This window comes from Pinirhizobacter soli, assembly GCF_015905305.1.
Lineage (GTDB): Bacteria > Pseudomonadota > Gammaproteobacteria > Xanthomonadales > Rhodanobacteraceae > Pinirhizobacter > Pinirhizobacter soli.
Map to the genome: position 1 here is coordinate 956,893 of NZ_JADZLQ010000001.1, position 13,397 is coordinate 970,289.

The 13,397-nt window shown below is 63.9% G+C and carries 12 protein-coding genes and 1 tRNA gene; 5 read left to right on the plus strand and 8 right to left on the minus strand.

The annotated features are described in order from the left end of the window. Positions 1–2 precede the first annotated feature (2 nt). The 4 genes from NDK18_RS03905 to NDK18_RS03920 all read right to left on the minus strand — a co-directional run bounded on the left by NDK18_RS03905 (position 3) and on the right by NDK18_RS03920 (position 4,923). Positions 3–1,208: an acyl-CoA dehydrogenase family protein gene (locus tag NDK18_RS03905; protein WP_250625623.1), complete on the minus strand. Its 1,206-nt coding sequence runs from the start codon at positions 1,206–1,208 to the stop codon at positions 3–5. After that, positions 1,198–2,073: a succinate--CoA ligase subunit alpha gene (locus tag NDK18_RS03910; RefSeq protein ID WP_250627143.1), complete on the minus strand. Its 876-nt coding sequence runs from the start codon at positions 2,071–2,073 to the stop codon at positions 1,198–1,200. The genes NDK18_RS03905 and NDK18_RS03910 overlap by 11 nt, the downstream gene beginning before the upstream one ends. Continuing rightward, positions 2,070–3,233: an ATP-grasp domain-containing protein gene (locus NDK18_RS03915; RefSeq protein ID WP_250625621.1), complete on the minus strand. Its 1,164-nt coding sequence runs from the start codon at positions 3,231–3,233 to the stop codon at positions 2,070–2,072. Before NDK18_RS03915 ends, NDK18_RS03910 begins: the two co-directional genes overlap by 4 nt. Before the next feature lie 526 nt (positions 3,234–3,759). Beyond that, entirely contained in the window at positions 3,760–4,923 is a 1,164-nt protein-coding gene (locus NDK18_RS03920; RefSeq protein WP_250627144.1) for an acyl-CoA dehydrogenase family protein, read from the minus strand. 171 nt (positions 4,924–5,094) lie between these two features. Here NDK18_RS03920 and NDK18_RS03925 point away from each other — a divergent pair, with 171 nt between their 5' ends. From NDK18_RS03925 to metH, 3 genes are read left to right on the plus strand one after another with little or no spacing between them, the layout of a single operon-like run. Continuing rightward, entirely contained in the window at positions 5,095–6,024 is a 930-nt protein-coding gene (locus NDK18_RS03925; RefSeq protein WP_250625619.1) for an ArsR/SmtB family transcription factor, read from the plus strand. 10 nt (positions 6,025–6,034) lie between these two features. Further along, entirely contained in the window at positions 6,035–7,105 is a 1,071-nt protein-coding gene (locus tag NDK18_RS03930) for a homocysteine S-methyltransferase family protein (protein ID WP_250627145.1), read from the plus strand. Further along, a complete protein-coding gene (gene metH / locus NDK18_RS03935; protein WP_250627146.1) occupies positions 7,102–9,792 on the plus strand; it encodes a methionine synthase in 2,691 nt (896 codons plus the stop codon). Before NDK18_RS03930 ends, metH begins: the two co-directional genes overlap by 4 nt. Here metH and NDK18_RS03940 read toward each other — a convergent pair. Beyond that, a complete protein-coding gene (locus NDK18_RS03940; RefSeq protein ID WP_250625616.1) occupies positions 9,789–10,133 on the minus strand; it encodes a lipid-A-disaccharide synthase N-terminal domain-containing protein in 345 nt (114 codons plus the stop codon). The two genes, metH and NDK18_RS03940, sit on opposite strands and share 4 nt — an antisense overlap. Positions 10,134–10,229: 96 nt before the next feature. Here NDK18_RS03940 and NDK18_RS03945 point away from each other — a divergent pair. Continuing rightward, positions 10,230–10,304 (plus strand) — tRNA-Val (locus NDK18_RS03945). Positions 10,305–10,987: 683 nt separating this feature from the next. After that, positions 10,988–11,674, plus strand: coding sequence for a guanitoxin biosynthesis heme-dependent pre-guanitoxin N-hydroxylase GntA (gene gntA / locus NDK18_RS03950; protein WP_250627147.1), 687 nt, complete (start codon positions 10,988–10,990; stop codon positions 11,672–11,674). A 64-nt stretch (positions 11,675–11,738) separates the two neighbouring features. Here the strand turns inward: gntA and NDK18_RS03955 are convergent, their stop codons facing one another. The 3 genes from NDK18_RS03955 to NDK18_RS03965 are packed head-to-tail and all read right to left on the minus strand — an operon-like array spanning position 11,739 to position 13,396. Further along, entirely contained in the window at positions 11,739–12,335 is a 597-nt protein-coding gene (locus NDK18_RS03955; RefSeq protein ID WP_250627148.1) for a hypothetical protein, read from the minus strand. Between the two features lie 40 nt (positions 12,336–12,375). After that, the gene (locus NDK18_RS03960; protein ID WP_250625613.1) at positions 12,376–12,966 is read right to left on the minus strand and encodes a GspH/FimT family pseudopilin; all 591 of its coding nucleotides are present in this window, start codon (positions 12,964–12,966) and stop codon (positions 12,376–12,378) included. Continuing rightward, entirely contained in the window at positions 12,956–13,396 is a 441-nt protein-coding gene (locus tag NDK18_RS03965) for a DUF4124 domain-containing protein (RefSeq protein ID WP_250625612.1), read from the minus strand. Before NDK18_RS03965 ends, NDK18_RS03960 begins: the two co-directional genes overlap by 11 nt. Position 13,397: the final 1 nt, after the last annotated feature.

A 13,397-nucleotide genomic window follows, 5' to 3' on the forward strand; every position in this document is an offset into this window, starting at 1 on the left:
CATCAGGAAAAAGAAAGTCCGGAGATCCCGGCGCGCTCGTCCCAGCCGCCGGTCACGCGCTTGCCGATGAGATCGCGCAGGGTTTCCGAAGTGCCGCCGCCGAGCGTGCCATAACGCGCGCCGCGATAGAGCCGGGACACCACGCTGTCGTCGGTAAAACCGAAGCCGCCGTGGATCTGCACCGCTTCGCTGGTGACATCCAGCGACATCTCGTTGCAGCGGATCTTGGCCGTGGCGGCCAGCAGCGGATCGGGGAACGGGTCGGCCGACAGGCAGGCACGATAGAGCAGGCCGCGCGCGGCTTCGATGGCGATGTACATGTCGGCCAGCTTCCAGCGCATGCCCTGGAATTCACCGATGTGGCGACCGAACGCGCGACGCTTGCCGGCATAGGCTACGGCTTCGTCGAAGGCGCCTTCGGCCAGGCCTAGCGAAATGCTTGGGTTCAGGCACCTTTGCGTGTTGAATGCCGACAGCAACGACTTCAGGCCCGATTGCCTCACCACCAGTTGGTCGAGCGGAATCTCGCAATCGGTGAAAGTCACTTCGTGCAGGTTCTCGCCACCCAGCGTATGCACCCGGGACGTGAGTTCAAGCCCAGGCGTGCCCTGCTCCACCAGCGCGCAACCGATGCCATCGAGCCCCGGCTCGCCATTGACCCGGGTGAACACCACGAACAGCCCGGCTTCCTCGGCGCGGCTGATCAGCGACTTGGTGCCGTTGATGATCACCTTGTCGCCGCGGATGTCGGCATTGGTGGTGTAGGCGGCAACGTCGGTGCCGGCGTGGGGTTCGGTGAGGCAGATGGACAGCACGCAGTCGCAGGTACACACGGCCGGAAGATATTGCTGCTTGATGCGTTCGGGGGCGAAGGCCGAGATCACCCTCGCCTGCGTGCCCACTTCGCCCAGCACCGCCATCGCGGTGATGTAGCAGCCCTTGGCGATTTCCTCCAGCACCAGGGCGGTGTCGAACACGGGCAGTTCCGAGCCACCGTACTGCTTGGCCACCGCCATGCCCAGCACGCCGATGCCGGCGAGCTTGCGCATGTTCTCCCAGGGAAAGGAACCGTCGAGCAGCTCTTTTCCCCGTCCCTTGAATTCGCCCTGCACCAATTCGCGTACCTGGTCGATGCGATGGCGCTGTTCGCGGCTGAGCGCGATGCCTGGCGAAGCCACCAGGCGTGCTTGTGCGATATCAGACGTCACTGGCAACCACTCCGTCGACAAGTGCCTGGATACTGGTAAACACCTCGGCACCCACGTCGCGAAGCGCGCGGGTCTTGGTGGCCATGCTGCCGGTGCCGCCGTGGACCATCGCGCCGGCATGGCCCATGGTCACGCCTTCAGGCGCCGAAGCGCCGGCCAGCAACACGAATACCGGTTTGGTAAAACACGAACGCGCCATGGCCTGGGCCAGTTCCTCTTCCTCGTCGCCGCCGATCTCACCCAGCACCAGCACAGCTCGCGTATCGGCGTCATCGTGGAAGAACGGCAGCAGTTCGGCGAAGCGCATGCCCTTGGCCGCATCACCGCCCACGCCTACCCAGGCCGACTGGCCGATGCCGCGGCGGGCGAGCCGGTGGCATACCTCGTAGGACAACGTGCCGCTCTTGGACATCACGCCAAGGGACCCTGGAAGCAACGACACATCAGGGATGAAACCGAGTTTCATGCGCCCCGGTATGGCAATACCGGGCGTGCTGGGACCCACCCAGTGGGCGCCGTGCTCCCGCACCTTCGCCACCGCCACCAGTGCATCGCGCACGGGCATGCCTTCGGAGGGGGAGACGATAAGCCTGATGCCCGCATCCAGGGCCTGGGTCACCGCACCGAGCACGTCCATCGGCGGCACCAGGGTGATGCTGGCGGTGGCGCCCGTGGCTTGCACGGCCTGGGCGCAGTCGTCGAACAGCGGTATGCCGATGTCCTCGCGGCGACCGCTGACACCGGCGGTGCCCGCAACCACCTGCGTGCCGTAATCCTTCATAAGCCGCGCGTGGCGGGAACCCATCCTGCCGGTAGCGCCCTGCACCACCACCTTCATCGCAGGGTCCAGATGAAAAGCGTTCATACGGCCACCCCTGCGCGTTCGATGGCACGTTGCAGCGCACGGTCGAGGTCGTGCTCCACTTCGATCGGACGGCCGGACGCCTCGATCCGCGCGCGCGCCGCCTCGAAGTTGTTGCCGATCAGGCGTGCGACCACGGGCACCTTCAGTGCAGGTACCGCGTCCAGCGCTTCCAGCAGCAGGCGGGCAAATTCATCCAGATCGGTGATGCCCGCGAAGACATTCACCAGCACCACCGCAAGCTCGCGGCCCAAGGTGAACTGCCGAAGTACCTGCACCAGGCGCTCGGGGCTACCGCGCAGCTGGCCAGTGCGAACGTCGCAGAAATTGAACGGACGCCGCTCCGCCTGGAGCATCTCGTCGATCAGCATCATCGACAGACCGGCGCCGGTGGTCAGCAAGCCGACCTGGCCACGCGGATCGATGCACACATAGTCGAAATCGTGGTCAAGCTTGAAGAGAGGTTCGCGGTAGGCATCCGCGCGAGCGCGCAGCACTGCCTCCACCGCCGGCTGCCGGGGCAACGCGTTGTCGTCAACGATCAGCTTCATGTCGCCGGCGATCCAGCGGCCATCGGCCGTCACGAACAAGGGGTTTACTTCCAGCAATGTGGCATCGAGTGCCAGGAACATGCCAGCCAGCGCTTCGAAGGCCTCCAACAGGATGTCATGAAGCTCCGCCGGCTCGCCGTCCACCAGGCTGCATGCCGCTGCGCCGAGCGAAAGCGCGTCCGGCGCGGCCAGTGCGTAGCGCACCTGGTCGGCATGTTCCTCGATGTCCACGCCACCTGCCGTGGCCAACATCAAGCGCACCGCGCGTGCCGAGGCATCCACCATCAACGCCAGGTAGATCTCGTGGATAAAGTCGATCCGCTCTTCCACGCGGAAGCCGGAAACCGAGCGTCCCTTGATCACGTCCCCAGCATGGCCCGTAACAAAATCTGCCACATCCGCCGGCGTAGCCGCGAAACCCACGCCACCAGCCTTGCCCCGCCCGCCCACCGGCACCTGCGCCTTGACCACCCAGGGCCCACTGCCCACCAGTTCGATCGGACCGGAGCGATCGATCGCAACAAAGCGCCCTTCCGGCACCGGTATGCCCCGACCCTGAGCAAGTTCCTTCGCATCGTGTTCAAGCAACAGCACCGTCGGTCCATCCTTCATGCGTTTCCGGCAAATCTCACCGTGGCAACGAAGGTAGGCAATCCCACGACATTTGCCCACGGACGATTTGACATCGCCTCATGAGGAAACTTCATGAGGCCGTTGCGCATCGGCGCTCGGACGCGTCGCAGGAGCCGGGGGCCGTTGCCCTCGTCGCTCCGGTTACACCGGCGCTTGGGGGAAGAGGCCGCTACGCGGCTTTTTCTTATGGCTGCGCCCCGGCGCGCCCGCGCTGCGGGCGGGGGTTTTCGAGGCGGCCGTTGGCCTTCGCGAAAACGGCCGGCCGGGCCGGCCCCCTTCGGGCCTGTTCCGCCCGCACCGCTCGGTTCCACAAGTCGCTGACGAGGGCAACGGCCCCCGGCTCTAGACACGTCCGAGGCACGCTGACGGGAAAGCTGTGCGGCGGTGGGCGTGATGCGAACCGCACGTGCAGACCGTCAGGCGCCACGCGGCAGTGGCCTTATGTGCCTCCCCCGCGAACCTCACCGTTCGGGCGTGGCGGGGCGAGCGAGACCCTCGACTTGCCTCAGCGCAACCCGGTCTCGTTGCGAGCGATGATCAGGCGCTGGATTTCGCTGGTGCCTTCGTAGATCTCGGTGATCTTGGCATCGCGGAAGTAGCGTTCCAGGGGCATTTCGCGGGAGTAGCCCATGCCGCCGTGGATTTGGACGGCTTGGTGGGCGATGAACATTGCTGTTTCCGATGCCACGAGTTTGGCCATGGCTGCTTCGTTGTTGAAGCGCCCGCCTTCGACCTTTTCCGATTGCGTCTTGGCCCAGGCTGCGCGCATGGTCAACAGCATGGCGGCATCCAGGCGGCATTTCATGTCGGCAATCTTTGCCTGTGTCATCTGGAAGCTGCCGATCGGCTGGCCGAAGGCCTTGCGCTCCTTTACCCAGGTGATGGTGGCTTCGTATGCCGCGCGGGCGATGCCCACCGCCTGCGAAGCGATGCCGATGCGGCCGGCGTCCAGCACGCCCATGGCGATGGAGAAGCCCTTGCCCTCGGCGCCGAGCATGTTTTCCTTCGGGCACACGTAATCGTTGAATTCGATCTCGCAGGTGGCCGAGGCGCGGATGCCGAGCTTGGGTTCGGTCTTGCCGGCGTGGAAGCCCGGGATCTTGGTGTCGATGATGAAGGCTGAGATGCCCTTGGCGCCGATCCCCGGCTGGGTGACGGCGAACAGCACGATATAGCGGGCCACGGGGCCGGAGGTGATCCAGCTCTTCTTGCCGTTGATCACCCAGTCGCCGTCGGTGTTCTTCACCGCGCGGGTGTGCATGTTCGATGCATCGGACCCTGACTGTGGTTCGGTGAGCGCGTAGGCGCCGATTTCCTCGCCCGAGGCGATGGCGCGCACGTATTTCTGCTTCTGCTCTTCCGTGCCGTTCTTCAGGATGCCGTTGCAGAACAGCGAATTGTTTACCGACATGATGGTGGCGTGGGCGGCATCGGCGGCCGAGACCTCGATCACTGCCAGTGCATAGGCCGTGGTATCCATGCCGGCGCCGCCGTATTCCTCGGGCACCTCGATACCCATCAGGCCCAGCTGGCCCATCTCCTGGATGTTGGCCAGGGGGAATTCCCCCTTCGCATCAAATTCGGCGGCCACGGGGGCGATGCGCTTCTGCGCGAAATCGCGCGCAACCGCCTGGATCGACAGCTGGTCGTCGGTGAAACGGAAATCCATGGAACTCTCCTGCCTCTTAGCGTTAAGCCGGGGCGACACAATCCCCGCGCAGCCGCCTATTCTAACGGTCGTTCCAATCCCGGGCGCGGTGCAGCGCAACAATGCGCCTTGACGCGGGGGCGGGTGGGGCCTAGCCTTTACCATCTTTATATCGCGATGAAAGGATAGGCCTTGGATCTCGCCACCGCCTCCGGGGTGCTGCGCCTGCTTGCCGACGCTACCCGCGTCCGCCTGCTGGCCCTGCTCGAGCGCGAGGAACTGACCGTGGCCGAACTCGCCGCCATCCTGCACCTGGCCCAGCCCCGCGTGTCCACGCACCTGGCCAAGCTCAAGGAAGCCGGGCTCGTCCGTGACCGTCGGGCTGGCGTATCCGCTTACTACCGAGCCAACGCGGAGTTCGATCCGCGCATGCACGGCCTGATCGCCGCCCTGCGCGAAAGCATCGACGACGCCATGTTGCGTGCCGACGCCGCCCGCCTGCCCACGGTGCTGGCCCAGCGAGCCGGGGAAGCCGGGTGGGCCGATACTGTGGCCGGCGACATGGAGCGGCATTACTCCCCCGGTCGCACCTGGGAAACGCTCGCCCGCGCCCTGCTGCAGTTGCTCGAAACCGGCGACGTGCTGGACATCGCCTCCGGCGACGGCGTGACCGCCGAGTTGCTGGCACCGCATGCGCACTCGGTGACCTGCGTGGATTCGAGCCTGCGCGTGGTGGAAGCCGCCCGCCAACGCCTGGCGCCCTTCGCCAATGTCCAGGTGATGCAGGGCGACATGCATGCGCTGGATATCGCCGACGGCAGCTTCGATTTGGTTTTGCTGCTGCACGCCCTCACCTACAGCACGCAGCCACAGAAGGTCTTCGCCGAGACCGCCCGCGTGCTGCGCCCCGGCGGCCGCGTACTGGCCGCCACGCTCGGCCAGCACGACCATCCGGCGGCCGTAGAGCCTTTCGACCACCGCAACCTCGGCTTCAGCACCGAAGCGCTCGAGCAGATGGCCGTGGATGCAGGGCTGTCGGTGGTCAGCGCCACCAGCATCAGCCGCGAACGCCGCACGCCCCATTTCGAGGTGTTGAGCCTCGTTGCACGCAAACCCGCTTGAGGATGTACCCGTGAGCAATCTTCCCTGGCTTTTCCCCGACCGCGTGGCCCAGCTCGAAAACGCCCTCGCCTCGCGCATCCTGGTGCTCGATGGCGGCATGGGCACGATGCTGCAGGGCCATCAGCTGGACGAAGAAGGCTATCGCGGCGAGCGCTTCGCCGAGGGCTTCGATGCCCACAACACACATGGCGAAAACTGCGCCTGCGACCTGAAGGGCAACAACGATCTGCTCACGCTCACGAAGCCCGAGATCATCCAGGGTGTGCACGCGGCCTACCTTGCCGCTGGTGCGGACCTGGTGGAAACCAACACCTTCAATGCCACCCGCATCAGCCAGGCCGACTACCACCTCGAGCACCTAGTGCCCGAGCTCAACCGTGCCGGTGCCGCCCTTGCGCGCGCCGCCTGCGATGCCGCCAGCACGCCTGAAAAACCCCGCTTCGTGATCGGCGTGCTCGGGCCCACCAGCCGCACGGCTTCGATCTCACCGGACGTCAACGATCCGGGCTATCGCAATGTGAGCTTCCAGGAACTGGTGGACAACTACACCGAAGCCGCCGGCGCGTTGATCGATGGTGGCGCCGATACGATCATGGTGGAAACCATCTTCGACACCCTCAACGCCAAGGCAGCGCTGTTCGCCCTGTCCGAGCTCTTCCGGGCTCGCGGCGGCCGCATGCCGGTGATGATCTCAGGCACCATCACCGATCGCTCCGGGCGCACGCTGTCGGGCCAGACCGCCGAAGCGTTCTACTACTCCGTGGCCCACGTCGATCCCATCTCGGTAGGCTTCAACTGCGCGCTCGGCGCGGATGAACTTCGCCCGCACGTGCAGACGCTCTCGTCGATCGCGCTCACCTACGTGAGCACGCATCCGAACGCGGGCCTCCCCAATGCGTTCGGCGAATACGACGAAACGCCCGAGCAGATGGCCGCCACCATCGGCGATTTCGCCCGCGAAGGCCTGTTGAACCTGGTCGGTGGCTGCTGCGGCACCACCCCCGCCCACATCAAGGCCATCGCCGACGCCGTGGCCCCCTGTCGTCCCCGCATGTTCGAGGCAAGCCAGCAAGCAGCATGAGTACCCTTCGCCACACTCGCCTGAGCGGCCTCGAGCCGCTGGTCATCACCCCGGACCTGCTCTTCGTCAACGTCGGCGAACGCACCAACGTCACCGGCTCCGCCCAGTTCCGCAAATTGGTGAAGGAAGGCCGCTACGAAGAAGCAGTCGATGTCGCCCGCCAACAGGTGGAGAGCGGCGCGCAGATCATCGACGTCAACATGGACGAAGGCCTGATCGATTCGGAAGCGGCGATGACGCGCTTCCTGAACCTGATCATGTCCGAGCCCGACATCGCCCGCGTGCCGGTGATGGTCGATTCCTCCAAGTGGACGGTGATCGAGGCGGGCCTGCGTTGCCTGCAGGGCAAGGGCATCGTCAATTCCATCTCGATGAAGGAAGGCGAAGAAACCTTCCTCGAGCATGCCCGGCTGGTGCGCCAGTACGGCGCCGCCGTGGTGGTGATGGCCTTCGACGAGGTCGGCCAGGCCGATACCTGCGAGCGCAAGGTCGATATCTCTTCCCGCGCCTACAAGCTGCTGACCGAAAAGGTCGGCATGCCGCCGGAGGACATCATCTTCGACCCGAACATCTTCGCCGTGGCGACGGGCATCGAGGAACACAACAACTACGCCGTGGACTTCATCGAAGCCACGCGGGAACTTAAAAAACGCTTTCCTTCGTGCCACGTCTCCGGTGGCGTATCGAACGTGTCGTTCGCCCTCCGCGGCAACAACCCCGTGCGCGAGGCGATCCACTCGGTGTTCCTGTACCACGCCATCAAGGCCGGCATGGACATGGGTATCGTCAACGCCGGTTCGCTTTCCATCTACGACGACCTTCCCGAGGAACTGCGCGAGCGGGTCGAAGACGTGGTGCTGAACCGCCGGCCCGACGCCACCGACCGCCTGCTGGAGATCGCCGACCGCTACAAGGGTGGCAAGGCCGAGGCCGTGGTCGAGACCGCCGCCTGGCGCGAAAAGCCCGTGCGCGAGCGCCTGTCGCACGCCATGGTGCATGGCATCGACCAGTTCGTGGTGGAAGACACCGAAGAAGCCCGCCAGCTTTCCTCACGTCCGCTGGATGTGATCGAAGGTCCGCTGATGGACGGCATGAACATCGTCGGCGACCTCTTCGGCGCCGGCAAGATGTTCCTGCCCCAGGTGGTGAAGTCCGCGCGCGTGATGAAAAAGGCAGTGGCCCACCTTATTCCCTTTATCGAGGAAGAGAAGCTGCGCACGGGCGACGCCGGCAAGAACAACGGCACGATCGTGATGGCCACGGTGAAGGGCGACGTGCACGACATCGGCAAGAACATCGTAGGCGTGGTGCTCCGCTGCAACAACTTCGAAGTGATCGACCTTGGCGTGATGGTGCCCGTGCAGAAGATCCTGGACACCGCGCGCGAAGTGAAGGCGGACATCATCGGGCTCTCTGGCCTGATCACGCCTTCGCTTGAGGAAATGAGCCAGGTAGCCCGCGAGATGCAGCGCCAGGGCTTCGAGCTGCCGCTGATGATCGGCGGCGCCACCACCTCGCGCGCGCATACGGCGCTGCGCATCGAGCCCCACTACAAAGCCACCACCGTGTGGGTGAAGGATGCCTCGCGCGCGGTGGGCGTGGCGCAGTCGCTGGTGAGCAAGGAACTGGTCGACGAGTTCATCGCCAAGGTGCGCAGCGAATATGCCGAAGTGCGCGAACGCCACAAGGAGCGCGGCACCGGCAAGCCGCTGGTGCCGATGTCCAAGGCCCGTGGGCAGCGTTTCAATGGCGGCTGGGAGTCGTACACGCCCCCTGCCCCGCGCAAGGCTGGCATCACGGTCCTGGACAACTACGACCTGGCCGAGCTCGTGCCGTATATCGACTGGGGTCCCTTCTTCAATGCCTGGGAACTGGCCGGCCGGTTTCCCGCGATCCTGGACGACGAGATCGTCGGGCCTCAGGCGCGCGAACTCTTCGCCGATGCAAAGGCGATGCTGGACAAGATCGTCTCGGAGAAGTGGCTCACCGCCCGTGGCGTGATCGGCTTCTGGCAGGCCAGCGGCGTGGGTGACGACGTGGAAGTGCGTGGCGAGGATGGCAAGAAGCTGGCCATGCTGCGTTTCCTGCGCCAGCAGGTCGACAAGCCGGCCGACCGCCCGGACTTCTGCCTGGCTGATTTCGTCGCCCCGAAAGACACTGGCGTGGCCGACTGGGTAGGCGGCTTCGCCGTCACTTCCGGCCATGGTATCGACGAACACGTCGCGCGCTTCGAAGCCGACCACGACGATTACTCGTCCATCATGCTCAAGGCCCTGGCCGACCGCCTGGCCGAAGCCTTCGCCGAACGCCTGCACGAACGCGTGCGCCGCGAGTTCTGGGGCTACGTGCCCGATGAAACCCTGGATAACGAATCCCTGGTGGCCGAGAAATACCGCGGCATCCGCCCGGCCCCGGGCTACCCGGCCTGCCCCGAGCACACCGAGAAGGCCACCCTATTCGACCTCCTGGATGCACCGGGCAACACCGGCATCGAGCTCACCGAGGGCTTTGCCATGTACCCCACGGCGGCGGTCTCCGGCTGGTATTTCTCCCATCCGGGCAGCCAGTACTTCGTGGTGGGCAAGCTAAGCCGCGAACAGGTAGAAGACTACGCCCGCCGCAAGGGCTGGAAGCGCGAGGTGGCCGAGCGCTGGCTGGCACCCTACCTGGACTACGACGTGGACTAGGTCACCTCGTTGGGCACCTGGTGGCGCAGCCGCGCCTCGCGCATGTGCACCCAGAGGTTGTAGACGGACACGAATGCCGGGAAGAAATTGGACAGGATGCCCACCGAGTCGTTCTTGCCGAAGATGAAATAGGCCAGCAGCAGGGCCGAACCCACCACCGACAGCCACCAGAACGACAGCGGCATCACCACCCGCTTGTATTTTCGGGTGTAGTACAGCTGGACGAACCAGCGACTGGTGAACATCAGGGAACCGGCAAAGCCGATCACCTTCCAGGGGGTGAAGGAGAAATGGGACAGGGCGGCCAGCACGTGCTGCCACTCGCGGAGAAAATAGTCCATGGGGTCGGCCACCTGGAAAAGTCGGCCATTTTACCCACGATAGCCCCGGGATGTTGACCGCCCGCCCCGCTCTGCGTAGAATTCCGCGCTCCCGGCGGGCGGTTAGCTCAGCGGTAGAGCACTGCCTTCACACGGCAGGTGTCACAAGTTCGATCCTTGTACCGCCCACCATACGAATCGACGAAATGGCCCCCGAAAGGGGGCTTTTTCGTACTCCGGTTAGCGCACAGCAGCGAACCGTTCACACGGCAGGTGTCACAAGTTCGATCCTTGTACCGCCCACCATACGAATCGAACGAAAAAGCCTCCGAAAGGGGGCTTTTTTGTTTTCGCTTGGAAAACGGACAGTGCGGATGAACACGTCAGGCACTGCACCCTTGCCGGGCCGACCACCACCTGGCGACGGCCCGGGCTGCTTCACGCTAGCCCAACGCGTTCATCCGCTCACATGGCTCGCATGGCCGGGCCCTGTTTCATGAAAGGGTAAGGGTGGCGGGCGAGCCAGGGTAGAAAACCGTGAACAGACGGCCGGGCATACGCCCGCCTGGTCGCCCGCCGCGAGACGGTAAACCCCGGGCCCCGCAGACAACGCTGCGGGGCCCGCTGTTCAACGGGTTTCTACACCCGGTTGCCGGTACCCCGGCAACCCGTTAATGATTCCGTGTCACACACGAAGGGTCCATACGAATCTTCTCAAAAGTGATGTCGACATGAACATCCAACGATGCTCAATCCATGTCCTGGAAGAAGCCTCGGTAGACGAGTTTGTTCGTTCGCCGCCCACAACGAACCCGTCACGCTCGCTTCCTGACGAGGCCTGCAAGCTCGACTCACCTTCCAGACGGAATGACTGCATGCCTGCCGATGGCATCCAACGAAGCGATGGTGATGCCATCGCCCAGTTTCGCAACTACGTGCAGCAGACTGGCTTCCCCTGTCTTGCCGCCCGCACTGCCACGGACAATGACCACGTGCACTTCTTCGTAGCGGGAAGCCTTGCATCCTCCGACGCCGATGAAGCGATCGTGGCGCAGGCACGTGCGTTCGCGGCGGATGCGGGGTCGTCGAAGGGATTCCACAGCATGGCCCTGCTCTTCCCGAGCACGCCGCCCATGGATGAAGTGGCTTTCGAACAGGCGCTGTGGGCGCGGCTGCAAGCCTTGCACGCGATGGATGCACGCACGGCGCAGTGGGATCCATCGGTAAGCGATGACCCATCCTCGCCGAAGTTCAGCTTTAGCCTGGGCGGCCATGCCTTTTACGTGGTGGGCCTGCATCCGGCGTCAAGCCGGCGCGCGCGGCGTTTTCCCCAGGCCGCGCTGGTATTGAACCTGCATAGCCAGTTCGAAGCGTTGCGCGCTGAAGGTCGCTACGAGCGGTTCCACGACGCCATCGCGGAGCGCGACGTCAAGTTCTCAGGTTCGGCCAACCCGATGTTGGCTACCCACGGCGAAGGCCTGGAAGCGCCGCAATACAGCGGGAGAGAAGTGGAAGCCAACAACTGGCGTTGCCCGTTTCACGCATTTACGCCAGCGAACTAAAGTCCGAGAGGCCGCACCGCTTGTCCGGGTTGGCAACGCCGGCGGCGTGAGCTGACTATATTTGTCATTTCACAAGCTCCACTGTTGCGTTAAACGCGTTCTTGTCTTCACTCTTGTAGAACTTTTCGATCGAAGCTTTTTGTCCGCAGTAAGCAACGTCGATAGGCATCGTCAGACAAGTTAAACGATCGACCCTCTCGCCACTTAAGACGTCGCCATTAACTCCCGTTCTAGAAACCAGATAGCCATCTCGATAAAATTTCACCTGCACAACGCCGGTATTCCAACGGCAAGGGTCCGGAAGGAATCTATCCATAGCAATTTTTGCTATGTAGCTATCCCCTTCCTTATCTACTTCCTCAGAAGTAACTACCTGCTTTACCCGCTCATTGCCGGCAGGAAGGCTGATTGGTGCGCAACCTAGATTCCCAACGGACCAGATTGCGTCCACCTCTACACGATTTACCTCAGACTTTTCTACGGTAATTCTGAGATTTTTCGTAATTTGGGAATTTGGATTGAGGATGGGACTGGGCGCCGGCCTGTTATCACACCCACAAATACCACCCGTCACCAATGCGGCGAATGCAATTACCTGAAAGCGCGCTTTCGGCCGCGGCCGCATTGTCGCGCAGCCATTGGATGCTCCGTTCCCCTGCATATCCACTCCGGTGGCCTATCCGTGTTGCCTACCCCTAGCCTCAGGTGCAGGCTGCCCCGCCCGCCAACGGCTTGGTCGCCACGCGACCAGAATGGCTCACCAGCAGCTGCGACCCGGGAACACTGGTGGTATTTGTACCAATGCTGTCGCTGGGCGAAGCCTTCGCACAGACCGTCACGGTCATGTCAGCGGTCAGCGCCGTGGCCGCCAGCAACTCACCGCGCCCGTTGTATGTAAGCGGCCCGGTGGATGAAGCACGGATCGACGCGGCATCAGCCACCAGCGTCACCCGCACAAGTCGCGCGACAGCATCGGTGGCCGTCGGATCGTACGCGGTATTGGGCTTCACGGCGGTGTAGATCACCCAGCCGTTGTCATAGTTGCCCGTAGTGGCGCAAGTATTGTCCGTGGTGGTGGCGCGCGGACAGATCGATATGTAGGAACGAGTGGATGCCGCCTGTCCCCGGGCGAAGGTGAGGTCCGCCATGATGCTGTTGGACTGGTTGGCAACGCGGTTGCGCTGCATGAACTTGCGCATGTTGGGTACGGCCACCGCCAGCAGGATGGCGGCAACGATCACCGTCACCATCAGCTCGATCAGCGAAAAGCCTCGCTGCGATTTAGCCGCCATGAGCTACTCCTTCGCAATTGTCCCGCACCAGCCCTTCCTGCACGCTTTTGGCTTCGATACGCTGTTTGTCGTTCAGCGCCGTGGCGGTATTGGGATCGGCCGGCTGGGTAGCGGTGCCGTTCTGTACCACCACGCCATTGGTCAACAACGCCTGCAGGTTGCGCCTTGCCGTATCGCAGGCGGTGCGCCGGTAGGCCGCATCGGCGGCGCTAAGGTTGGCGCCGCTGCCGGCAGAGGCCGCCGGCGCCGGTACCAGCGGAGCGGCCGGGTCGTTCTTCAGCTGCAGGCGACTGGCCTTGACCTTGGCCGGCGGCTGCTGGTCATAGTGGGTCACGCCCGAAGCGTCCTTCCACTTGTAGACCTCCTGCCCCGCCGACACGCCAGCCCACAGGGAGAACGCCACCATCAGACCTGTCGTTGCCCAACGCATG

Excerpts from the sequence above, each read along its gene's own strand:
- metH (WP_250627146.1), top strand. The coding sequence starts at position 7,102 with ATGAGTACCCTTCGCCACACTCGCCTGAGCGGCCTCGAGCCGCTGGTC.
- gntA (WP_250627147.1), top strand. The coding sequence starts at position 10,988 with ATGCCTGCCGATGGCATCCAACGAAGCGATGGTGATGCCATCGCCCAG.
- NDK18_RS03920 (WP_250627144.1), bottom strand. The coding sequence starts at position 4,923 with ATGGATTTCCGTTTCACCGACGACCAGCTGTCGATCCAGGCGGTTGCG.
- NDK18_RS03955 (WP_250627148.1), bottom strand. The coding sequence starts at position 12,335 with ATGCAGGGGAACGGAGCATCCAATGGCTGCGCGACAATGCGGCCGCGG.
- NDK18_RS03910 (WP_250627143.1), bottom strand. The coding sequence starts at position 2,073 with ATGAACGCTTTTCATCTGGACCCTGCGATGAAGGTGGTGGTGCAGGGC.
- NDK18_RS03965 (WP_250625612.1), bottom strand. The coding sequence starts at position 13,396 with ATGCGTTGGGCAACGACAGGTCTGATGGTGGCGTTCTCCCTGTGGGCT.
- NDK18_RS03960 (WP_250625613.1), bottom strand. The coding sequence starts at position 12,966 with ATGGCGGCTAAATCGCAGCGAGGCTTTTCGCTGATCGAGCTGATGGTG.
- NDK18_RS03940 (WP_250625616.1), bottom strand. The coding sequence starts at position 10,133 with ATGGACTATTTTCTCCGCGAGTGGCAGCACGTGCTGGCCGCCCTGTCC.
- NDK18_RS03915 (WP_250625621.1), bottom strand. The coding sequence starts at position 3,233 with ATGAAGGATGGACCGACGGTGCTGTTGCTTGAACACGATGCGAAGGAA.